The organism is Pseudomonas sp. H3_D04 (genome assembly GCF_054669175.1).
In genome coordinates this window covers 847,680-867,450 of record NZ_CP162801.1, presented here as the reverse complement: position 1 = coordinate 867,450, position 19,771 = coordinate 847,680, and the positions used below count along the sequence as shown (strand labels likewise).

The following is a 19,771-nucleotide window of genomic DNA, read 5'->3' as shown; positions in this document are numbered from 1 at the left end:
TACGCCCCCCCGTAGGAGAAAGCCTGCTCGCGATGGGGCCCGTCAGTTCACATCACCTCAGCGCCTTGATCCGCGCCTCGATAAACCGCTGCTCCGGCACCTGCTGCGTCAATTCCAGCGCCCGCTCATACGCCGCCCGCGCCTCTTCACGCCTCCCCAACTGCCGACAAAACTCCGCCCGCGCCGAATGCGCCAAGTGGTATTCCAGCAGATCACCCCGACCCAGAATCCCGTCCACCAGCACCAGCCCAGCCAACGGTCCGTCTCGCCTGGAGATCGCCGCTGCACGGTTCAACTCAATCACCGGTGAAGGCACCGCCGCCAGCAGCACGTCATACAAACCCACAATCTGCTGCCAGTCCGTCTCCCCCGCCGTGGGCGCTTCGGCGTGCACCGCCGCAATCGCCGCTTGCAGGCAATAAGGCCCGAACCGTCCGGTGGTCAGCGCCGCCTCCACCAGCGCGCAACCTTCGGCAATCATCCCGGCATCCCACAACGAGCGGTCCTGTTCATCCAGCACAATCAGTTCACCGCTCGCCGACGTGCGGGCCGGGCGTCGTGATTCATGCAACAGCATCAACGCCAGCAGCCCTATCACTTCCGATTCCGGCAGCAACTCCATCAACAGCCGCCCGAGCCGGATCGCTTCGCGGGTCAGGTCCTCGCGGGTCAGTTCGGCGCCGACAGACGCCGAGTAACCTTCGTTGAACACCAGGTAAATCACCCTCAGCACACTGTCGAGACGCTCGGGCAGTTCCGCCAGTGTCGGCACTTGATAAGGGATTTTCGCGTCACGAATTTTCGCTTTGGCGCGCACGATGCGCTGGGCGATGGTCGCCGGTGCCGAGAGAAAGGCGCGGGCAATTTCCTCCGTGGTCAGGTCGCACACTTCGCGCAGGGTCAACGGCACCTGGGCATCCGACGCGAGGGCCGGGTGACAACAGGTGAAGATCAACCGCAAACGATCGTCTTCCACGTCCTCATCACTCCAGTCGGCCTGTTCCAGCTCCTCCAGTTGAGCAATCAACATCGGCCGGGACGCGGCAAAACGTGCCCGCCGACGCAACACATCAATGGCCTTGAAGCGCCCGGTGGACACCAGCCACGTGCGCGGGTTATCCGGCACGCCGTCACGCTGCCAACGCTCGACCGCGACGAAAAATGCCTCGTGCAGGGCCTCTTCGGCGAGGTCGAAATCGCCGAGCAGACGGATCAGCGTCGCCAGAATCCGCCGCGACTCTTCGCGGTAGACCTGCTCGACCCGAGCCGTGACCGAAGCGTCAGTCATCAGTCCGGCATGCCTTCAGTCACCAGCATCACCAAGCGATCGAGGCTTTGTCCCCAGCCATCGTAAAACCCCATGGCCTCGTGGGCCTGGCGATCTTCTTCGGACCAGTGCATGGCCCGGGCGGTGTAGAGGGTTTTGCCGTCCTTGTCTTCGAGGGTCACTTCGGCCGACATGAAGGGTTTGCCCGAAGGAATCCACCCGGGAGTGAACGCGTCGGTGAACACCAGGCGTTCAGGCGCGACGATTTCCAGGAAGACTCCCATGGTCGGATACTCAGTCCCGTCCGGTGCGCGCATCAGGGTGCGAAACTGGCCGCCGACCCACAGATCCATTTCGCACTCCGGGGTGGTCATGCCATGCGGTCCCCACCATTGAGTGAGCAAGGCCGGCTCGGTCCAGGCGCGGAAGAGCTTGCGGCGCGGCGCGTCGATCAGACGACTGATGGACAGCTCGAATTCGGCAGGCTGATGTTTATAGGGTTGTGGACTCATGGGGATCTCCTGTCTTGTGCTTGTTATTCAGGGATTCAATTGGCGAACGGGCCGCACCTCGACACTGCCGACCCGGGCCGCCGGGATGTTGCCGGCGACCTGGATCGCTTCATTGAGGTCTTTGGCATCGATCAGGTAGAAGCCGGCCAACTGCTCCTTGGTTTCGGCGAACGGGCCATCGGTGATCGACATCTTGCCGTTGCGCATGCGCACGGTGGTCGCGGTCTGCACCGATTCCAGCGCCTCGGCTGCGATCATCCGGCCGCTGCCCTGGATCGCCTCGGCGTAGGCCATGCACTCGGCGTCATGGGGACTGTCGGGCAGCGAGTGCAACTCTTGTTCGTTGCTGTAGACCAGGCATAGGTACTTCATGTGGGCTCTCCCGGATCGAACTGATCAACTATGGCTGCTGATTGGCGTTTTGGCGCTGCTTCCCGATAAACAGTCCGGTGATCAAGGTTCAAGGTTGAACAGCGCCGTGCCGCTGGTCATGTCGAACGGGGCCGACCAGTGTTCGTGGACGATGCGCCAATGCCCGGCATCGCGCCGATAGCAGGCGGTCACACGCATCCAGCAGGCCTGGGTTTCACCTTGTTCGTTGGTGCCGCCGCAATGGGCCAGCCAGTGAGCGAAGGCGATGTGCTCGTCCGCGACGATGTTCAAGTGAGCGAAGTCGAACGTGTGCGCGCCCTGGCACATTTCCATGCACTCCTCCCAATGCGCGCGGTAAGCCGCCTTGCCGCGAAACTGCAAGGCCTTGACCGCGTCGTAGGAGACGATGTCGTCGGCATACAGCTGCATGAGTTCTTTGACGTCCTTGGCGATGACCGCCTCACGATAGGTGTCGATCAGGGCCTGGATTTCTTGGGTTGCGTTCATGGTGGTTCTCCGTGGTTTTTGTTGTGAAGACACCCTTAGTCGTCTGGCGCAGCGCCAAATCGACAGTCGAAATAAAAATAATCCATGAATGCAAACTCGTTAGAATCCAACGCCTATTTTGTTGGAAAAAGGACACTCCAGTGACAATCCGACTCGTGCCTTACGAAAGCCTGAACGCGCGCCAGCGCCAGCAGATCGAGGCCATCGAAGTGCATAAAGAGCAGATTAAATTCTCCGGCGACATACACGGTGCATTGCACACCTTGCTGTCCAAACCCGGCCCCGGCGTCAAGGGATTTGCGCTACTGGCCGAGGAGGTTCCCGTGGCCTTCCTGCTGCTCAAACGCCCGCCCGTGTTGCCGGCCTGGGCCGATGAACACAGTGCGACCTTGCATGCGTTGCAAGTCGATCACCGCGCTCAAGGCAAAGGTTATGGGAAGGCTTGCCTGCAAGCTTTGCCCGACGTGGCTCGTCAGGCGTTTCCGGAAATCAAAGCGCTGGAGTTGTCGGTGGACGCGGACAATGAGGCCGCCATTGCGCTCTATGCAAAATTTGGCTGGGTCGACAGCGGCGAGGCGTACAAGGGCCGGATCGGTTATGAACGGCGCATGAGTCTGGTTTTCTGAGGTGGTTATGCTCAACAGCATCGAAGCACTGGAAGCGATCTACGGCCAACCCCACGACCGCGCCGTGCGCAAACAGATTGCCTTTCTGAACGAGGACTATCAGGCCATGGTCCGCGCCTCGCCGCTGGTCATCATCAGCTCGGCCGGTCCTGATGGCCTGGACGGTTCGCCTCGTGGCGACACGCCGGGATTCGTGCGGATCATCGACCCAAAGACCCTGGCGATCCCGGACCGTCCGGGCAACAACCGCATCGACACGCTGCGCAATGTGGTGCTCGATTCGCGGGTGTCGCTGCTGTTCATCATCCCCGGCATCGGCGAGACGTTACGGGTCAACGGCACGGCGCAGATCAGCGCGGAACCGACGTTGCTGGAGAGCTTTGCGGTGAACGGCAAACCGGCGCGCACAGTGATGCTGGTGACCGTGGACGCGGCATACTTCCATTGCTCGAAAGCGATTGTGCGTTCGGATTTGTGGAACCCCGAGAAGCATCTGGAGCGCTCGGCACTGCCAACGGCGGGGGCTTTTCACAAGCGCTTGAATGACGGGCAGTTCGATGCCGAAACATATGACCGGGAAGCGCCGGCGCGGGTGCGGGACAGTCTTTACTGACACGCCCCCTAACCAATGTGGGAGCGAGCCTGCTCGCGATGGCGGTCTGACAGTCGACACTTCTGTTGAATGTTATGCCGTCATCGCGAGCAGGCTCACTCCCACAGGGGATCTTCGGTGCTTGATATACGTTGGTTACAGCGCCAGAACCATCTCATGCCACGCCATTCCGCCGTGGTCGGAGGCCGACGGCTTGATGTAGGCAAAGCCGAATCCGGCGTACAGCGGAATATGCCGTTCCTTGCACATCAGATGGATGTGGGTCTTGCCCATCGCCCGCATGCGCTCGATGAATTCGCCCATCAAACGCTTCGCCAGCCCCTGCCCCTGAAAATCCGGGTGCACCACCACCGACATGATCACGACGTGCGGCCCGGCCGGGTCGTGGCCAATCAGCTCCTTGAACGCTTCGTCTGACATTTCAACCTGAAACGCTGCACCGGAATTGATGAAACCAGCTACAACGCCGTCCACTTCGGCGACGATGAAACCGTCGGGCCAGGTGGCAATGCGCGTGGCGATTTTTTCCCGGGTGGCGGCTTCGTCGCCTTCGTAGGCAACGGTTTCGATGGCGAAGCAGCGGTCCAGGTCGGCGGGAGTGACGTGGCGGATGACGGTGTTCATGGCAGCTCGGATTCAGCGTGGGAAAGGCTGGGGATCATAAATTAATAAGGTGTTCATATCGATCACTGCTGATGTCGTAAAGGCTTCGTATAGGCGCTTTCATTGCCGATCGGATCGGATTATTGGTGTTGCCTGTCTCTGATCATCGATAGGGGGAACACACCATGAGCAGCGTTCAGATCGGACTTCTCTTGCTGTTGGGCATCAGCACGTTTGGCTTTGTTACGTTGTCGATTGACGTGATGCGGTCGCGACGGATGAAGCGGAGCAAGTAACGATCAAGAGGCGGACGTGGGTCCGCCTCTTGATGCGGTCATTTGTCTTTTAGCGGCAGCCAGATTTCCAGCACGCCGGTGTTGAGCTTCGGGTTGAAGTCTTCGCTGTAGCGTTCGAACTCTGGCGCGTCCGCCGCCTGATGGCCGGACTGCGGCAGCCAGGTTTTCCAGATGTACTGAAAGGTCGCGGGCAACTGGTCCAGTGTGCCTTTGTGCTCGAACACCGCGTAATGCTGGGGTAGAACCTCGACCCAGCGGTACTTCTCGGGCAGGTCGTCGAGTTTGGCGATTTCGACGCCGGCGATGTACTCAAACCCGCCTTTGCCATCGGGATTGCAGCAAATACCGTAGGTCACTTCACCTTTTTGGCCGGGTATCTTGCCCATCTCGGGAATGAATTTTTCCCAGAGTTCGGGAATGCCTTGTGTGGTCTGCTGGGTAAATCGACCACCCAGCCCTGCAATGAGCAGAAAATGCCCATGTTCGAAGCGTGGCTCGGCCGGTTTCACGCCTGTTTGCTCATCCATGACTCAACTCCTTGCTGCAAAAAAAATGGGTTCGGCTGGGAGTATAGAAGCCAAACCCGATTCGCCTAATTACAGGGCGTGCAACTGCTCGACGGCGCCCGCACCAACAAACTCGTTATAGCCCGATAGAATCACGTACACCGCGAAATAGCAGAAGATCGCCGCCGATGCCATGTAGGAGTAACGCAGCAGTTTGTCGCCCAGCAACTTGCCGCCGTGGCTCGCGGCGAAGCACAACGCGACGCACCAGAACACTCCGGCGCACAGAAAACCGCCGAGAAACAGCGCCGAACTGACGGCATCACCGCCACCGGAGCGCGCGATGAGCGTACCGCCCACGGCCGCAAACCAGAGAATGGCGCTGGGTGACGACATGGCCAGGAAAATCCCGCGGAAAAACTCCTTGCGGTGAGAGTTCTGCCCCACCTCGGCGGACTGCGCCAACACCGCTTCATGGTGAATCGCCGAATAGATCATCTTCGCCGCGAAATACACCAGCAACGCTGAACCGCCGATCCACAGCACCCAACGCACGGTTTCGTATTGCAGCAAAACGGTCATGCCCGCCAACGCCAGCACCGCGTAAATCAGGTCACCGACGCAAGTGCCCAAGCCCAGGGCAAAGCCTTGAAAATAGCCGCGCTGCATGGCCAGGGTGATCATCGCGATGTTGGCCACGCCGATATCCAGGCACAGCGAAAGGCTCAGCAGAAAGCCGCTGGTAAATTCCATCAACCGGGTTCCTTCGGACAAATTTGTTTACAGAGTCGCTGGACAGTGTGCCACAACAGCCCTTACATTCCGCCACAGGCCACCGCAGTGGCCAGCGTCGCTCGGACGGTTCCGGGCGCTCACGTTACCGAGGCAACAATGGCTAACCCAGGTTCGCCGCGCCGCTTTGCGCGCATAGATCGACTCCCCCCTTACGTATTCAACATCACTGCCGAGCTGAAGATGGCCGCCCGTCGTCGTGGCGAAGACATCATCGACTTCAGCATGGGCAACCCTGATGGCCCTACTCCGCCACACATCGTCGAAAAACTGGTCACCGTCGCCCAGCGCGAAGACACCCACGGCTACTCGACGTCCAAGGGTATCCCGCGTCTGCGCCGGGCCATTTCCAATTGGTACAAGGATCGCTACGAGGTCGATATCGACCCGGAAACCGAAGCCATTGTCACCATCGGTTCCAAGGAAGGCCTGGCGCATCTGATGTTGGCCACCCTCGACCAGGGCGACACCGTGCTGGTGCCGAACCCCAGCTATCCGATTCACATCTACGGTGCCGTGATTGCCGGCGCCCAGGTGCGTTCGGTGCCGCTGATCCCGGGCGTGGACTTCTTCGCTGAACTGGAAAGCGCGATTCGCGGCTCGATCCCGAAACCGAAAATGATGATTCTCGGCTTCCCGTCGAACCCCACCGCCCAATGCGTGGAACTGGACTTCTTCGAGCGGGTGATCGCCCTCGCCAAGCAGTATGACGTTTTGGTGGTGCACGACCTGGCTTACGCCGACATCGTCTATGACGGCTGGAAAGCCCCGTCGATCATGCAGGTGCCGGGCGCCAAGGACATCGCGGTGGAATTTTTCACCCTGTCCAAGAGCTACAACATGGCGGGCTGGCGCATCGGCTTCATGGTCGGCAACGCTGAACTGGTCAACGCTCTGGCGCGGATCAAGAGTTACCACGACTACGGCACCTTCACCCCGCTGCAGGTCGCGGCGATTGCGGCGCTGGAAGGCGATCAGCAGTGCGTCAAGGACATCGCCGAGCAGTATCGGCAGCGTCGCAACGTGCTGGTCAAAGGCCTGCACGAACTGGGCTGGATGGTCGAGAATCCGAAAGCGTCGATGTATGTCTGGGCCAAGATTCCCGAAGCCTATGCGCACTTGGGCTCGCTGGAATTCGCCAAGAAATTGCTCGCCGAGGCCAAGGTCTGCGTCTCGCCAGGCGTCGGGTTTGGTGAGTATGGGGATGATCATGTGCGCTTTGCGCTGATCGAAAACCAAGACCGGATTCGTCAGGCCGTGCGTGGGATTCGCGGGATGTTTCGGGCGGATGGCCTGGCCCCGAAATCCGCCGGCTAACACTTAACCTGTAGGAGTGAGCCTGCTCGCGATGAGGCCATCACATCCAATTGAAGTGTCAACTGCCGCACCGCTATCGCGAGCAGGCTCACTCCTACAAGGGTGATGTGTTGGGCCATGAAATCATCACCCACAAAAAAACCGCATTGCTGCGGTTTTTTTGTGCCTGCGCCTTGCTTAAACAAAGAGCCGCTTAAACGAACATCGACAGCAACAGGATAAAGCCCAGCGCAACGATGGACAGGATGGTTTCCATCGCGGTCCAGGTCTTGAAGGTTTCCGCCACGGTCATGTTGAAATACTGCTTCACCAGCCAGAAACCCGCGTCGTTGACGTGAGACAGGATCAACGAACCGGCACCAGTGGCCAGCACCAGCAGCTCACGGTTCACACCCGGAATCATCCCCACCACCGGCACCACGATGCCTGCGCCAGTGATGGTCGCCACGGTTGCAGAACCGGTCGCGATACGAATCACCGCCGCCACCAGCCACGCCAGAAGGATTGGCGAGATCTGCGCGGCCACCGCCATGTTGCCGATGACATTGCCAACGCCGCTGGTCACCAGCATCTGCTTGAAGCCACCACCGGCACCGATGATCAGAATGATCGCAGCGGTCGGCGCAAGGCTCGCGTCCAGCCATTTGAGCATCTGGTTGGAGCTAATGCCTTGCTTGTAGCCGAAGGTATATAGCGACAGCAGCAACGCCAGCAGCAGGGCCGAGATAGGGTGACCGATCAGGTCCATGAAGGTGCGGAAGAAGTTACCGTCCGGCAGCACCACATCGGCAAAGGTCTTGAGCAACATCAGGAAAACCGGCGACAGCACGGTGATCAAGGTGATGGAGAAACTCGGGAGATCGGCAGAGTCGTTTTCACGTGCCAGTTGATCCACCAGTTCCTGGTTAGGATGGCCGGGGATGTATTTGGCGATGAACGTGCCGTAGATCGGACCGGCAATGATGGCCGTCGGCAGCGCAACGATGAGACCGTAAAGAATGGTTTTACCGATGTCAGCGCCAAACACGCCGATGGCCAGCAACGGACCCGGGTGCGGCGGAACCAGGCCGTGCACGGCGGACAGACCGGCCAGCAGCGGGATACCGATCTTGATGATCGACACGCCGGTACGTCGGGCGACGATGAACACCAGCGGGATCAGCAGCACGAAGCCGATTTCGAAGAACAGCGGAATGCCGACCAGGAACGCGGCGAACATCATCGCCCACTGCACCTTGTCCTTGCCGAACGCACGAATCAGGGTCTGGGCAATCTGATCCGCCCCGCCCGACTCGGCCATCATTTTGCCGAGCATGGTGCCCAGCGCGAGGATGATCCCGACAAAACCGAGCACCCCACCGAAGCCGTCCTGGAACGCCTTGATGATGGTGCCGATCGGCATGCCGGAGGTCAGCCCGAGAAAGGCTGCGGCGATGATCAGGGCAATGAACGGGTGGAACTTGAACTTGGTGATCAGGACGATAAGCCCGATCACCGTGACCACTGCATCGAGCAGCAGGAACGTCTCGTGGGACATGCCAAACATTAGGGGTGTCTCCTGGTTGTTGTTGTTATTAAAGCGGGTAACTCGCACGCCATCAGGACAGCGCTATCTCTTCGGAAAAAACTCATACGGCCTGTTTCAGGCCATGGGCCTGCCACCAGACATGCGCTTGCTTCGCCAGTTGCTCGACGCTGTGGTTCGAAGCGTCCAGCGCCAGGGTCAAGGGCTCGCCAACGGGGGATTCAAGGGTGGCGAACTGACTGTCGATCAGGGTCGAAGGCATGAAGTGGCCCGGCCGGTGGGAGACACGATCAGCGGCGACTTCAGGGGTCAGCTCAAGGAACACGAAGCCCAGGCCCGGCAAGGCGCTGCGCAGACGTTCGCGGTAACTGTGTTTGAGGGCCGAGCAGGTCAGCACCGGGCGCTGGCCTTGAGCGTCGACGCGGCGCAATTCATCGCACAGGCTGTCGAGCCAGCCGGCACGGTCTTCGTCGTTCAGGGGGATGCCCGCGCTCATCTTTTCGATATTGGCGGCAGGGTGGAAAGTGTCGCCTTCAATGGCGGTCGCGCCGCTGAGTTGGCACAAGGCCTCGCTGACGCAAGTCTTGCCGCAACCGGCAACGCCCATGATGACCAGGGCGGTGATGGAATGATTCATGTAACACCTCAGCGCGCAGACAGCGCTACCTTTGCCAGTTATGACGCTTGAGCAAAAGCAGAAGTTGCCGACGCCTTCTTGTCATTTTTGTGGGTTGCAGCATGTTCGTTCCCAATGCCAAAAAGCGGGGATCAGGCAAACCCCGCTCACGCATTTGCAGCTGCATCGAGACAGCGCTACCTTAGTGCCTCGAATTTTGTTTGGCAAGCCGTCCGATGATCTCCACTAAAAACGATAAGAATACGCGCACCACTGGCCGCCCTACCCTGAACGAAGTGGCACGCCTGGCCGGTGTCAGCCCGATCACCGCCTCCCGCGCCTTGCGCGGCGTCAGCACGGTGGCCACCGAACTGGTGGAAAAAGTGCAGAAAGCGGCCCTTGAACTCAACTACGTGGTTAACCCTGCCGCCCGCGCCTTAGCCTCGGCCCAGAGCCATTCGGTGGTGGTTTTGGTGCCTTCGCTGTCCAACCTGCTGTTCATCGATACGCTGGAAGCCATTCATCAGGTTTTGCGCCCCAAGGGCTTCGAAGTGCTCATCGGCAACTTCCATTATTCGCGCGATGAAGAAGAAAACCTGCTGCGCAATTACATGGCGTATCAGCCTCGCGGTTTGCTGCTGACCGGTTTCGACCGCACCGAAAGTTCGCGACGGATGATCGAGGCGAGCAACATTCCGTGCGTGTACATGATGGAACTGGACAGCGCCGCCGGGCTCAATTGCGTGGGTTTCTCGCAACTCGCGGCGGGTGAAACGGCGGCGCACCATTTGCTGTCACGTGGGCGCAAGCGCCTGGCCTACATCGGCGCGCAGCTGGATCAACGCACCTTGCTGCGCGGCGAAGGTTTCCGCAAAGCCCTGCAAAAGGCCGGTTTGTATGACCCGGACCTGGAAGTGCTGACGCCGCGCGCCTCCTCCGTCGGCCTGGGGGGCGAACTGTTCCTGCAACTGCTCGCCAATCATCCTGATGTCGATGCCATTTTCTTCGGCAACGACGACCTGGCCCAGGGCGCCCTGCTTGAAGCGATGCGTTGCGGGATCAAAATCCCCGAACAAGTGGCGATCCTCGGTTTCAACGACCTGCCCGCCTCGGCGCACATGGTCCCGCGCCTGAGCAGCATCAGTACCCCGCGCGAGGCGATTGGCCGACGTTCGGCGGAGTTGATGTTGACCTTGCTGGCGGGCAACACCGTGGCGAAACCGGTGCAGGACATGGGGTTTGAGTTGAAGGTGCGCGAAAGTACCTGACACGGCATCTGATCGTTCCCACGCTCTGGTCTGCATGGGAACGATCAGTTACTAAGCGCGACGGCTTATCAGCACCCCGGCAAACACGCCAACCCAAAGGATCGACACGCCATAGTTGATCCGCTGGTACAAACCAAACCCCTGCCCCACCTCAACAGCCTGTCCCATCAATGGCAGCACCAACAACGCCCCAAGGGTGCATACCAGGGAAAACCAGGCGAACCATTTCAAGCCCAATACTCGCGACGCTAGATAGACCCATAGCGCGTTGGCGATCAACAACGTCAGAAACATCACCAGGCCCGAAAGGTTATGCAGCTTCTGACTGTCGGAGGGATTTTCCAGACCACAGCCGATATCGCAGGAAAAATAACCGGCGCCGAAACTGGCAACACCGTGCAGCACAATCAGCACCGCGCTCAGTCGAGCGAGTTTCGAGGTATGGAAGGTCGCGAACGCGGCCAGACCGAAGACGATAAACAACACACCCAATGGGTAATTATTGATCAGCGGCGACACGCCATGAGTCGGTGCCCCAATTGCACCCAGCTCACTCATTGCCTGATTGAGATGGCTGTATCCCGGATACAAACTGCCGGCAATCACTACACCAACCAGCAGCCAGATCGGCGCCAACAAACCCGCCACAAAACCCCATTTGATCATTCCCTTGTTCACGCGCCATTACTTCCTTGATAGACCTGTCCGAAACAGACAAGTGGTCAGCAACTTAGTGGCTCTTCGAAGAAAAGTCACCCCTGTCCGAGCATCATCCCCCCATCAATTCCACAAACGCCATCGCGCCTTTCTGCAACGGCTGGCTCTTGAGCCATACCGCGTGCACCGGCAGCACCAGACCGTTCTCGATGTTGCGGAAACTCAGGCGCTTGAGTCTTCCGGCATCGAGCAACGGTTGGACCACCGACAACGGAAAATTGCCCCAGCCCAACCCGGCTTCGACCATTTCCAGCGCCATGGCGAGGGTGTCGGTGCGCCAATAGGATTCGCCCACCAAAGGCCGGGTTTCGCTGATCGGCAGGTCGCGACTGGCAACGATGATTTGCCGCACGTGAACCAGATCCTCCAGAAACAAATCCTCGCCCTGAAACAGCGGATTGTCCGCTGCCAGCGTGGCGATCACGCGCTCGGTGCCGACGAACTGGAATCGCTCCAGTACGTTCATGCTCAACCCCGCGAAGGCCAGGCAAACGCTGACGCGACCGCTGTGGAGCATCGCCAGCACATCGTCCTGGGGCGCGCTGAGCAGTTCTATCTCCAGGAGCGGATGACGCTGGGCGATGACCTTGATCGCGGCCAGCAAATGGCGCTTGTCGAGGTCTGCCACGACGCCAATGGACAACTTGCTTTCCAGCCCCAGCGACAGCTCGATCGCATGCACCTGCAGCTGCTTGAGCTGTTCGGCGATCAACCGCGCGTGCGGCACCAACGCACTGGCCATCGCCGTCGGCACCGGTTCGCGATGGCTGCGATCGAACAGCGGATATCCGAGCTCGGCTTCCAGGTTGGCAATGCCCATGCTCACCGCCGACGGCACTTTGCCCAGCGCACGCGCCGCCGCCGAAAACGAACCGCGCTCGATCACGGCCAGGAACAACTCGATGCTGTCGCTGTTAAAATTCATTCCTCGTCCTATCAATAAAACTGAAAGCTTCTGACTTTTTCTGTCAGCACTATTGAAGCTATCTTTCGTCGCCTTCGCCAGTGCTGCTGGCTTCAAGTTCGCGAGAAAGAGGCAAAACTCCATGCAAGGCGTTAAACGAAAACTGGTCTACGTGTCGCTGTTCGAAGTCTTTGGCATGACCTTCTCGACCCTGGGCCTGGCATTGCTGTCCGGCACCTCACCCGGCAGCACCGGGCCGTTGGCCGTCATCATCACCACCATCGCAGTGACCTGGAATTTCATCTACACCACACTGTTCGAGCGCTGGGAACGTCGTCAGCCATCGCGCACCCGCACCGTTAAACGGCGCATCGCCCATGCCGTGGGATTTCAACTAACCTTGATAGTGTTTCTCATCCCGCTGATCGCCTGGTGGATGAACATCAGCCTGGTGCAGGCTTTCCTGCTGGACTTGGCGCTGATCATTTTCATCCCGTGCTACACCTTCGCGTTCAACTGGCTGTTTGATCGCACGTTTGGTTTGCCAGCCTCGGCGTTGCCGGATCCGGTTTGAAAACCGCGCAATGTCTGTCAGATTCCTGAAGCGTCGAATCGCTAACGGAGTAGCTCAATGGAACATGCACTGAAGATTTTGGGTAAGGCGTCGTCCATCAATGTCAGAAAGGTCCTGTGGACCTGTGAAGAACTGGGCGTTGCCTACGAACGCGAGGATTGGGGTAGCGGTTATGCCTCAACCCACACACCGGAGTTTCTGCGGCTCAATCCCAACGCCCTGGTGCCGGTGATCATCGACGACGCTGGAGTGCTGTGGGAGTCCAACACCATCTGCCGTTATCTGGCCGGCAAACACCAGAACACCGATCTGCTCCCCCACGAACCGGCCGCGCGCGCTCGGGTCGAGCAATGGATGGATTGGCAAGCCACTGAACTCAATGCCTCATGGAGCTATGCGTTCACGGCATTGGTGCGCAAAGATCCGGAGTTCCAGGACCCGCATCACATTGCTGCCGGTGTACGTGGCTGGAACCAGAAGATGGGCATCCTCGAACACCAGCTCGCGGCGACCAAAGCTTACGTCGCCGGGCCACGCTTCACCCTCGCCGACATTGTCATCGGGCTGTCCGTCAACCGCTGGCTGATGACCCCGATGGAGCGGCCCGATTACCCGGCCATCGACGAGTATTTTCAGCGACTGGCACAACGTCCGGGGTTCCTCAAGTTCGGCTGCAATGGCCTGCCTTGATGCCCTGCCTTGTTTGCCGCCAAGCGGCAAAGACTAACCGCAGAACCCACGTCACCCCCTCGGCCAGCACTCACCAACTAGTTGATTTATAGTGGTTTTTGCTTATAGGCATACTATTTGCTCAAAGCACCGCACCACAACTACCTGCAAGGTCTATTCATCATGTTGGTCAGTGCCACACAACAAACGTTAATGATCCCGCTCTCCAAGAAGCCCGGCGATGATCCTGCGGCTGAAGCCGCTGCCGGCCTTCAGGGGGCGATGCTGCAAACGTTGCAAAGCAACGTTCAGGCGCAAACCGCGCAGGTGCAGACTTCCGCCACCCGGGACGCCACCCGGCAAGTCAGCGAGGCGAGCAAAATCAGCGACAACGTGGATGAAGCGTTCGCCAAAACCCGCGTGCAATTGCAAGCGCTCGAGTCTTTCCAACTGCCGGCCGATGTTAAAGCCAGGGTCACGGACAGCGCCGCCATGAGCGACTTCAAGGACTACATGAGCAAAACGCCGGAGCAGCGCCTGCGCGACAGCATTCTGCAAGAGATGGGGCTGACTGAAGAAGAAGTACAAGCCATGCCACCGGAGAAACAACAGGCGATCGCCAAAGAGATCGCCGAGCGCACGGAGGACAAGGTCAAACTGGCGCAGGTCGAGAAAGAAAACGCCAACAGTGAGAAAGGCAGTAGCCAGGTGGTCGACAAGTTCCTCGCTTCGCTTTAACGGCAGGGAACCCTGCACTTCATGCAGCAACCGGCGCAGCCGGCTGCTACAAGAGACGCGACGCGATCAGTCAGTTCAACTGCAACGTTTCGTTGAACTGACTGATCGCATCCACCACATGCCGCGATCCCTGCTGAATCTCCAGGATCACCTCCCCCGCCTCGTTCGCCAGTTCCACCCCAAGTCCGGTTCGGCTCAAGCTCGACTGCATGCTGGTCACCGCGCTCAACGACAGGTCATGGTTCTTGCGCACCACGTCGACGATCTCCAGCGTCGCCTGACTCGTGCGTGCCGCGAGGCTGCGTACTTCATCGGCGACCACCGCAAAACCCCGCCCATGCTCGCCGGCCCGGGCCGCTTCAATGGCTGCATTGAGCGCCAGCAAGTTGGTCTGGTCAGCAATGCCGCGAATCGTCTGCACGATGGTGCCGATGATGTCGGACTGTTTGCTGACGGCATCGATACTGAGCGCGGCTTCGTTCAAATCCCGGGAAATGTCCTGGATGATCTGTACCGTTTGCTGCACCACCTGAGAACCTTTCTGCGCACAAGCGTCGTTTTGCACCGACGTGCTGTGCGCCGACTCCGCAGCGGTTTGCAACGTGGCGATTTGCCGGGTGATGTCGCTGGCAAACTTCACCACTTTGTAGAGCCGGCCCTTGGCGTCGAACAAAGGGTTGTAGGACGCTTCGAGAAACACGGTATGGCCGTGTTTATCTTTGCGTTCAAAACGATGAGAGTGATACTCGCCGCGATTGAGTGATGCCCAGAACGCTTTATAAGCCGACGACTCGGATTCGGCGCGGTGGCAAAACAGGCTGTGGTGTTTCCCCACCACTTCGTTGAGCGAGTAATGCATCGTCTTCAGAAAGTTATCGTTGGCCGTGATGACGTTGCCCTCGGGGGTGAACTCGATCACCGCCATGGAACGACCTATGGCGGCGAGCATGCTTTCTTCTTCGTGTTCCTTGTAAACCCTGGCGGAGATGTCAGTGGCAACTTTAATCACGCTTTTAACCTGACGGTCGGGACCGAACACCGGCATGTAACTGGCTTCGAGCCAGACCTCCTTGCCGCGCTTGTTCAAGCGCAAGAAGCTCCCGCCCACCGGTTCGCCACGGGCCAGGTCGCGCCACAACTTCGAGTAAGCCTCGCTGCGATAAAAAGCTTCCTCGCAAAAGATCCGATGATGTTTGCCGCGCACTTCGTCGGCGCTGTACCCCATGACACTGCAAAAGTTGTCGTTGGCATCCAGCACGATGCCGTCCGGCGTGAACTCGATCATCGCCATTGATCGACTGACCGCCGCCAACTTGGCGTTGGCTTCGCTCAACGCGCAGCTATAGCGCTCGATTTCCAGCAGGTCAGCCTTGTGATGTAGGTTAAACATGGGTCGTATCACCTTCAGCGCGTTCTTTTGATTGATGAAAGGTCTTTGGTCTTTCAACGGATCCACCACAACGTTCTATGGAACAGGCACACGCGTTCCTCCACGGGAGGAAGTGTCAGGTGATCAATGATGTTCAATCGGAGTGTCCATGCAGCAACGCACTCATCAAGACATCCTTCTCTTGATAGCCCGGGACCGGGCCAGCCCTAACGGTTTCATAAGTAATTCCCTTTACCGGCCAGCTCCTTGTTACTCCCTGTCGGCGCCTTGGGTTGGGCGCTCTTGCTGCGCCATCTTTCATATGGCGAGCGACATGGGTAGTTAGAAGTCAGCGTAGACAGTCGATAGAGGGGCGCAAGGCCACTAGTCGGCCAGTATTGAGGACAAAATCGGTTCAGCGAGGCAAATCAGGAATGCCTGTAGCGCTGCAGCGCATCAAACGAACTCGCAATGTCTGCCCGTGGGCGGCATCGAAGTAATGGGGCATGGCGTTGCTCAGATCGGGGACCGGTCCCCCTCTGTGCAATGGCGCAGGGAAATCTTGCGGATTATTGGGTTACTTCTTTAGGCATGCAGCAGGAGCCCGAAGACCGGGCTCCCTTGTGGCGAGATCAATGACCGAACACATCCACCTTCTTGGCCTTCTTGTCTGCGCGCTTTTCATCGGCGGTTTTCGCCGGTTTCTTCTTTGCCGCTTTTTTTGAATCCATGCCTTTGGCCATGATACGTACTCCACTCATACGGGATGTGAGATCAGGTATACACCTATCGCCGGCCGCGCGTTCTTTTATAATCGCCCGCTTTGCGCACCGACAGATCGAACCCATGCCCGACACCCAGTACACCCTGCTCGCCGAGCCGTTATGGCCGTTGATGAACAAGTTTTATCGCGCCCACCAATCGTCGATGAAAGCGGTTCGCGACGCTCAGCTGTGGGTCGCCAGACGCGAGGAGATCATTGGCGCGCTGTGTTTGCGGCCGGTCTCGGGGGGGCATTGGTTGACGGGATTGTTCGTCGATCCGGCCTGTCGCGAACAGGGCATCGCGGCGGCGTTGATCGCCGAAGCGGTGCGCGGTCTCGACCAACCGGTCTGGCTGTTCTGCCACCCGGACTTGCGGGGCTTTTATGAACGCCGAGGGTTTTCCTTCGATCCGCCAATGCCCTACGCCATGACCGAACGCTTGAGCCGTTACGCCCGCAGCAAACCGATGATCGCCATGGGCCTGGAACCGTCTGTGAGTTCGACATGTAGGAGCGAGCCTGCTCGCGAAGGCGGCGTGTCATTCGACATCATCGGTGAATGACCCGCCGCCTTCGCGCGCAGGCTCGCTCCCACCGTGGTTTGTGATGTTTTCGGCTCAGTCGTCGGCGTCAGGGTCGAGGTCGGGGAACATCACTTCGGTAAAGCCGAATTGGCTGAAGTCGGTAATCCGTGACGGGTACAACCGGCCGATCAGGTGATCGCATTCATGCTGCACCACCCGCGCATGGAATCCCTCGGCGATCCGCAAGATAGGCTGGCCCTTGGGATCGAAGCCTTCGTAGCGAATCTGCTGATAACGGTCTACCGCGCCGCGCAGGCCGGGCACTGACAGGCAACCTTCAAAGCCCTCTTCCATCAGCGAGTTCAAAGGTGTGATCAACGGGTTGATCAGAATGGTCTGCGGCACCGCTTCAGCGTCCGGGTAGCGTTCGCTGTGTTCGAACCCAAAGATCACCAGTTGCAGATCGACGCCGATCTGCGGCGCAGCCAGGCCGACGCCACCGACGCTTTCCATGGTCTGGAACATGTCGTCGATCAGTTGCCACAATTCAGGGCTGTCGAACATCTCGGCCGGCACCGGCGGAGCAATGCGCAGCAGGCGTTCATCGCCCATTTTCAGGATTTCACGGATCATTTTATGGTTTCGTCAGTGTGCGGCTTGATCGAGTGATCCCGACCCAGTCCGGAAACGTGGTGTTTGGGTTCGTGATCGAGCTCACCGGGGACTTTTTCACCGTCATTCTTGCCTTCGGTCGACATGTGCTCGATCACTGCATTCATCTCCGCGCCCAGCAACAGCACCGCGGCGGAAATATAAAAATAGAGCAGCAACACGATGATCGCGCCGATACTGCCATACATGGCGTTGTAGTTGGCGAACTCCTTGACGTACAGGCCAAAGCCCACGGAGGCAAGGATCCACACCACCACCGCCAGCACCGAACCTGGGGTGATAAAACGAAACTCTTGTTTAACGTCCGGCATGACGTAATAAATCAGCGCCACGGCCACCATCAGCAAAATCACCACCACGGGCCAGCGCACGATGGTCCACAGGGTCACGATGAAGTCTTCCATGCCGACTTGCGCGGCAATCCAGCCCATCAGTTGCGGCCCGAGCACCATCAACGCGGCGGCGATCAGCAGCATGCCGGCGATGCCAACGGTGTAGATGATCGACAGCGGAAAACGCTTCCACGCGGGCCGGCCTTCGACCACGTCGTAGGCGGCGTTCATCGCGCTCATCATCAGCCGCACGCCAGCGGATGCGGTCCACAGGGCAATCACGATACCAATCGACAGCAAGCCACCCTTGGACTGCTGGAGTTGGTCGATCACCGGGTTCACCTGTTCCAGCGCCTGGGGCGGCAGGACCAGTTCCGATTGCAGACGCAGCCACGAGAAGAAGTCCGGCAGGTGCAGGAAACCGATCAGAGCGATCAGGAACAGGATGAAGGGAAATAGCGAAAACAGCATTTGATAAGCCAGCGCCGAGGCATAGGTCGACATCTCATCGTCGACGAACTCGGTGACCGTGCGCATCATGACACGGTGCAGGCGCAGGCCTTTCATGTGGGGGAAAAACATTAGCGTCTCCTTTCGCCGCAGGTTGGGTTGAAGTCGAGGCGACTCAGGGGCCGTTTTCTACATCAAAGTAGCCTACTTGGCGACTTTGAAACAATTTCCGTGCGCAAGTTCAGGCTGACACAAAAACGGCCATCCGTGGATGGCCGTTCATGTTGTTCATCAAAGGCCGAATCAAGCCTTGTCGACGCCTTTCTTAATCGCGTCCTTGGCTTTGCCGACCGCTTGCTGGGCCTCGCCTTTTCTTTCCTGCACGACGCCTTCGGCGCGCATTTTGTCATTACCGGTGGCCTTGCCGACGCCTTGCTTGACGTTGCCGGCGGCTTCGTTGGCCATGCCTTTTACTTTATCGCCAGTGCTGCTCATGGTGTTTCTCCTGTGAACAATTCAACGGAAAAAGTCGTTACACAAAGATTGACCGGGGGCATTTGCACGGAGTTTCATTTATTTTCACGGCGACATTTCATCGTTCAGTGCAGGTTGGGCTTTATGTTTGCCGACCAACCCCCGAGAATGCGCAACGTATTCAGGCCATGGCGCTGAAGATCCAATCCCGTAGGAATGTTATGAAACTCGATAAAAAGCAGGCCATTGCCCGCAGAAACCAGGAACTCGGCGGTGCTGTGCTTGGCGTCAACAACTGCCATTTCACCGAACTGAACCGCAACCGCAACATCTGGTGGTTCGATATCCCGGTGGCGCGCCTGGCCATTGGTCAGTACGAATGGGTTCACCTGCTGATGCACACGCCGGAAACCGACGAACTGCTGCACTTGAAAGTGCCGACGGTGTTCCTGCGCGAGAAGCTTGAAGGCCTGGTGGTGCGCAACGAAGGCAAGCGCAAGGCCGCCTTGAGCCTGGAACTGAGCGCCGACAAGGACTCGTACCTCCAGGACATGCGTCCGGCGGGCACCAACGTCAATTTCGCGCCGTTTCGCCTGTAACTTTACACATCCCCTGTGGCGAGGGAGCTTGCTCCCGCTGGGCCGCGAAGCGACCCCAAATCAGACGCTGCGGTATTTTTGGTGTATCTCCATCGACTGGGTGACGACTGCTGCGCAGCCGAGCGGGAGCAAGCTCCCTCGCCACAAAAGCAGTTCTGATATCGCT

The 19,771-nt window shown here is 58.8% G+C and carries 23 protein-coding genes and 2 pseudogenes; 9 read left to right on the top strand and 16 right to left on the bottom strand.

Annotated elements, in window-relative coordinates:
* Positions 1–52 precede the first annotated feature (52 nt).
* From AB4N91_RS04180 to AB4N91_RS04165, 4 genes are all read right to left on the bottom strand, one after another.
* Positions 53–1,288, bottom strand: coding sequence for an RNA polymerase sigma factor (locus AB4N91_RS04180; RefSeq protein ID WP_460112140.1), 1,236 nt, complete (start codon positions 1,286–1,288; stop codon positions 53–55).
* A complete protein-coding gene (locus AB4N91_RS04175) occupies positions 1,288–1,779 on the bottom strand; it encodes an SRPBCC family protein (RefSeq protein ID WP_010457306.1) in 492 nt (163 codons plus the stop codon). Before AB4N91_RS04175 ends, AB4N91_RS04180 begins: the two co-directional genes overlap by 1 nt.
* Positions 1,780–1,806: 27 nt before the next feature.
* A complete protein-coding gene (locus tag AB4N91_RS04170) occupies positions 1,807–2,151 on the bottom strand; it encodes a YciI family protein (protein ID WP_010457311.1) in 345 nt (114 codons plus the stop codon).
* Positions 2,152–2,232: 81 nt separating this feature from the next.
* The gene (locus tag AB4N91_RS04165; protein ID WP_154912416.1) at positions 2,233–2,658 is read right to left on the bottom strand and encodes a YybH family protein; all 426 of its coding nucleotides are present in this window, start codon (positions 2,656–2,658) and stop codon (positions 2,233–2,235) included.
* 140 nt (positions 2,659–2,798) lie between these two features.
* Between AB4N91_RS04165 and AB4N91_RS04160 the strand changes: the two genes are divergently transcribed.
* Both AB4N91_RS04160 and AB4N91_RS04155 read left to right on the top strand, forming a co-directional pair.
* Complete coding sequence (locus AB4N91_RS04160; protein WP_460112139.1) at positions 2,799–3,284, top strand: GNAT family N-acetyltransferase; 486 nt, start codon at positions 2,799–2,801, stop codon at positions 3,282–3,284.
* A 7-nt stretch (positions 3,285–3,291) separates the two neighbouring features.
* Positions 3,292–3,897, top strand: coding sequence for a pyridoxamine 5'-phosphate oxidase family protein (locus AB4N91_RS04155; RefSeq protein WP_010457318.1), 606 nt, complete (start codon positions 3,292–3,294; stop codon positions 3,895–3,897).
* Between the two features lie 135 nt (positions 3,898–4,032).
* Here AB4N91_RS04155 and AB4N91_RS04150 read toward each other — a convergent pair whose 3' ends face one another.
* From AB4N91_RS04150 to AB4N91_RS04140, 3 genes are all read right to left on the bottom strand, one after another.
* Positions 4,033–4,521, bottom strand: a complete 489-nt coding sequence (locus tag AB4N91_RS04150; RefSeq protein WP_010457320.1) for a GNAT family N-acetyltransferase — start codon at positions 4,519–4,521, stop codon at positions 4,033–4,035.
* A 313-nt stretch (positions 4,522–4,834) separates the two neighbouring features.
* The gene (locus AB4N91_RS04145) at positions 4,835–5,323 is read right to left on the bottom strand and encodes a GyrI-like domain-containing protein (protein ID WP_010457321.1); all 489 of its coding nucleotides are present in this window, start codon (positions 5,321–5,323) and stop codon (positions 4,835–4,837) included.
* A gap of 69 nt (positions 5,324–5,392) precedes the next feature.
* On the bottom strand, positions 5,393–6,055 hold the full coding sequence (locus AB4N91_RS04140; RefSeq protein ID WP_077748680.1) for a LysE family translocator: 663 nt from the start codon (positions 6,053–6,055) through the stop codon (positions 5,393–5,395).
* A gap of 138 nt (positions 6,056–6,193) precedes the next feature.
* Between AB4N91_RS04140 and alaC the strand changes: the two genes are divergently transcribed.
* On the top strand, positions 6,194–7,411 hold the full coding sequence (gene alaC / locus AB4N91_RS04135; RefSeq protein WP_102594217.1) for an alanine transaminase: 1,218 nt from the start codon (positions 6,194–6,196) through the stop codon (positions 7,409–7,411).
* A 193-nt stretch (positions 7,412–7,604) separates the two neighbouring features.
* On the opposite strand, the gene AB4N91_RS04130 is transcribed toward alaC, so the two are convergent.
* Together AB4N91_RS04130 and AB4N91_RS04125 are read right to left on the bottom strand one after the other, a co-directional pair.
* The gene (locus AB4N91_RS04130; RefSeq protein ID WP_169858032.1) at positions 7,605–8,957 is read right to left on the bottom strand and encodes a GntP family permease; all 1,353 of its coding nucleotides are present in this window, start codon (positions 8,955–8,957) and stop codon (positions 7,605–7,607) included.
* Between the two features lie 82 nt (positions 8,958–9,039).
* Positions 9,040–9,573, bottom strand: a complete 534-nt coding sequence (locus AB4N91_RS04125; protein ID WP_010457327.1) for a gluconokinase — start codon at positions 9,571–9,573, stop codon at positions 9,040–9,042.
* Positions 9,574–9,788: 215 nt separating this feature from the next.
* Between AB4N91_RS04125 and gntR the strand changes: the two genes are divergently transcribed.
* On the top strand, positions 9,789–10,820 hold the full coding sequence (gene gntR / locus AB4N91_RS04120; RefSeq protein WP_010457329.1) for an HTH-type transcriptional regulator GntR: 1,032 nt from the start codon (positions 9,789–9,791) through the stop codon (positions 10,818–10,820).
* 51 nt (positions 10,821–10,871) lie between these two features.
* On the opposite strand, the gene AB4N91_RS04115 is transcribed toward gntR, so the two are convergent.
* Both AB4N91_RS04115 and AB4N91_RS04110 read right to left on the bottom strand, forming a co-directional pair.
* Positions 10,872–11,486 carry a DUF998 domain-containing protein gene (locus AB4N91_RS04115; RefSeq protein ID WP_412070807.1) on the bottom strand — a complete coding sequence of 205 codons (615 nt, stop codon included), beginning with the start codon at positions 11,484–11,486 and terminating at the stop codon, positions 10,872–10,874.
* A gap of 103 nt (positions 11,487–11,589) precedes the next feature.
* A complete protein-coding gene (locus tag AB4N91_RS04110) occupies positions 11,590–12,462 on the bottom strand; it encodes a LysR family transcriptional regulator (RefSeq protein ID WP_010457333.1) in 873 nt (290 codons plus the stop codon).
* Between the two features lie 121 nt (positions 12,463–12,583).
* Between AB4N91_RS04110 and AB4N91_RS04105 the strand changes: the two genes are divergently transcribed.
* The 3 genes from AB4N91_RS04105 (at position 12,584) to AB4N91_RS04095 (ending at position 14,422) form a co-directional block, all read left to right on the top strand.
* Positions 12,584–13,015, top strand: a complete 432-nt coding sequence (locus AB4N91_RS04105) for a PACE efflux transporter (protein ID WP_304873457.1) — start codon at positions 12,584–12,586, stop codon at positions 13,013–13,015.
* A gap of 57 nt (positions 13,016–13,072) precedes the next feature.
* The gene (locus AB4N91_RS04100) at positions 13,073–13,705 is read left to right on the top strand and encodes a glutathione S-transferase family protein (protein ID WP_010457337.1); all 633 of its coding nucleotides are present in this window, start codon (positions 13,073–13,075) and stop codon (positions 13,703–13,705) included.
* A 162-nt stretch (positions 13,706–13,867) separates the two neighbouring features.
* A complete protein-coding gene (locus tag AB4N91_RS04095; protein ID WP_460112642.1) occupies positions 13,868–14,422 on the top strand; it encodes a hypothetical protein in 555 nt (184 codons plus the stop codon).
* Positions 14,423–14,492: 70 nt separating this feature from the next.
* On the opposite strand, the pseudogene AB4N91_RS04090 reads toward AB4N91_RS04095, so the two are convergent.
* Positions 14,493–14,921 (bottom strand): annotated as a pseudogene (locus AB4N91_RS04090) (methyl-accepting chemotaxis protein); the annotation flags it as partial.
* A 171-nt stretch (positions 14,922–15,092) separates the two neighbouring features.
* A pseudogene (locus tag AB4N91_RS04085) lies at positions 15,093–15,707 on the bottom strand (PAS domain-containing protein); the annotation flags it as partial.
* A gap of 930 nt (positions 15,708–16,637) precedes the next feature.
* Here AB4N91_RS04085 and AB4N91_RS04080 point away from each other — a divergent pair.
* Positions 16,638–17,117 carry a GNAT family N-acetyltransferase gene (locus AB4N91_RS04080; protein ID WP_010457343.1) on the top strand — a complete coding sequence of 160 codons (480 nt, stop codon included), beginning with the start codon at positions 16,638–16,640 and terminating at the stop codon, positions 17,115–17,117.
* Positions 17,118–17,171: 54 nt separating this feature from the next.
* On the opposite strand, the gene def is transcribed toward AB4N91_RS04080, so the two are convergent.
* The 3 genes from def to AB4N91_RS04065 form a co-directional block, all read right to left on the bottom strand.
* Positions 17,172–17,711 carry a peptide deformylase gene (gene def, locus AB4N91_RS04075; protein ID WP_010457345.1) on the bottom strand — a complete coding sequence of 180 codons (540 nt, stop codon included), beginning with the start codon at positions 17,709–17,711 and terminating at the stop codon, positions 17,172–17,174.
* Positions 17,708–18,664, bottom strand: coding sequence for a YihY/virulence factor BrkB family protein (locus AB4N91_RS04070; protein ID WP_010457347.1), 957 nt, complete (start codon positions 18,662–18,664; stop codon positions 17,708–17,710). Before AB4N91_RS04070 ends, def begins: the two co-directional genes overlap by 4 nt.
* 171 nt (positions 18,665–18,835) lie before the next feature.
* The gene (locus AB4N91_RS04065; protein ID WP_010457349.1) at positions 18,836–19,027 is read right to left on the bottom strand and encodes a CsbD family protein; all 192 of its coding nucleotides are present in this window, start codon (positions 19,025–19,027) and stop codon (positions 18,836–18,838) included.
* Positions 19,028–19,227: 200 nt separating this feature from the next.
* Between AB4N91_RS04065 and AB4N91_RS04060 the strand changes: the two genes are divergently transcribed.
* Positions 19,228–19,605, top strand: a complete 378-nt coding sequence (locus AB4N91_RS04060; protein WP_010457352.1) for a hypothetical protein — start codon at positions 19,228–19,230, stop codon at positions 19,603–19,605.
* Positions 19,606–19,771: the final 166 nt, after the last annotated feature.

Coding starts and splice junctions, on each gene's coding strand:
- AB4N91_RS04180 (WP_460112140.1), bottom strand. CDS start 1,288: ATGACTGACGCTTCGGTCACGGCTCGGGTCGAGCAGGTCTACCGCGAA.
- AB4N91_RS04175 (WP_010457306.1), bottom strand. CDS start 1,779: ATGAGTCCACAACCCTATAAACATCAGCCTGCCGAATTCGAGCTGTCC.
- AB4N91_RS04170 (WP_010457311.1), bottom strand. CDS start 2,151: ATGAAGTACCTATGCCTGGTCTACAGCAACGAACAAGAGTTGCACTCG.
- AB4N91_RS04165 (WP_154912416.1), bottom strand. CDS start 2,658: ATGAACGCAACCCAAGAAATCCAGGCCCTGATCGACACCTATCGTGAG.
- AB4N91_RS04155 (WP_010457318.1), top strand. CDS start 3,292: ATGCTCAACAGCATCGAAGCACTGGAAGCGATCTACGGCCAACCCCAC.
- AB4N91_RS04150 (WP_010457320.1), bottom strand. CDS start 4,521: ATGAACACCGTCATCCGCCACGTCACTCCCGCCGACCTGGACCGCTGC.
- AB4N91_RS04145 (WP_010457321.1), bottom strand. CDS start 5,323: ATGGATGAGCAAACAGGCGTGAAACCGGCCGAGCCACGCTTCGAACAT.
- AB4N91_RS04140 (WP_077748680.1), bottom strand. CDS start 6,055: ATGGAATTTACCAGCGGCTTTCTGCTGAGCCTTTCGCTGTGCCTGGAT.
- alaC (WP_102594217.1), top strand. CDS start 6,194: ATGGCTAACCCAGGTTCGCCGCGCCGCTTTGCGCGCATAGATCGACTC.
- AB4N91_RS04130 (WP_169858032.1), bottom strand. CDS start 8,957: ATGTTTGGCATGTCCCACGAGACGTTCCTGCTGCTCGATGCAGTGGTC.
- AB4N91_RS04125 (WP_010457327.1), bottom strand. CDS start 9,573: ATGAATCATTCCATCACCGCCCTGGTCATCATGGGCGTTGCCGGTTGC.
- gntR (WP_010457329.1), top strand. CDS start 9,789: ATGATCTCCACTAAAAACGATAAGAATACGCGCACCACTGGCCGCCCT.
- AB4N91_RS04115 (WP_412070807.1), bottom strand. CDS start 11,486: ATGATCAAATGGGGTTTTGTGGCGGGTTTGTTGGCGCCGATCTGGCTG.
- AB4N91_RS04110 (WP_010457333.1), bottom strand. CDS start 12,462: ATGAATTTTAACAGCGACAGCATCGAGTTGTTCCTGGCCGTGATCGAG.
- AB4N91_RS04105 (WP_304873457.1), top strand. CDS start 12,584: ATGCAAGGCGTTAAACGAAAACTGGTCTACGTGTCGCTGTTCGAAGTC.
- AB4N91_RS04100 (WP_010457337.1), top strand. CDS start 13,073: ATGGAACATGCACTGAAGATTTTGGGTAAGGCGTCGTCCATCAATGTC.
- AB4N91_RS04095 (WP_460112642.1), top strand. CDS start 13,868: ATGTTGGTCAGTGCCACACAACAAACGTTAATGATCCCGCTCTCCAAG.
- AB4N91_RS04080 (WP_010457343.1), top strand. CDS start 16,638: ATGCCCGACACCCAGTACACCCTGCTCGCCGAGCCGTTATGGCCGTTG.
- def (WP_010457345.1), bottom strand. CDS start 17,711: ATGATCCGTGAAATCCTGAAAATGGGCGATGAACGCCTGCTGCGCATT.
- AB4N91_RS04070 (WP_010457347.1), bottom strand. CDS start 18,664: ATGTTTTTCCCCCACATGAAAGGCCTGCGCCTGCACCGTGTCATGATG.
- AB4N91_RS04065 (WP_010457349.1), bottom strand. CDS start 19,027: ATGAGCAGCACTGGCGATAAAGTAAAAGGCATGGCCAACGAAGCCGCC.
- AB4N91_RS04060 (WP_010457352.1), top strand. CDS start 19,228: ATGAAACTCGATAAAAAGCAGGCCATTGCCCGCAGAAACCAGGAACTC.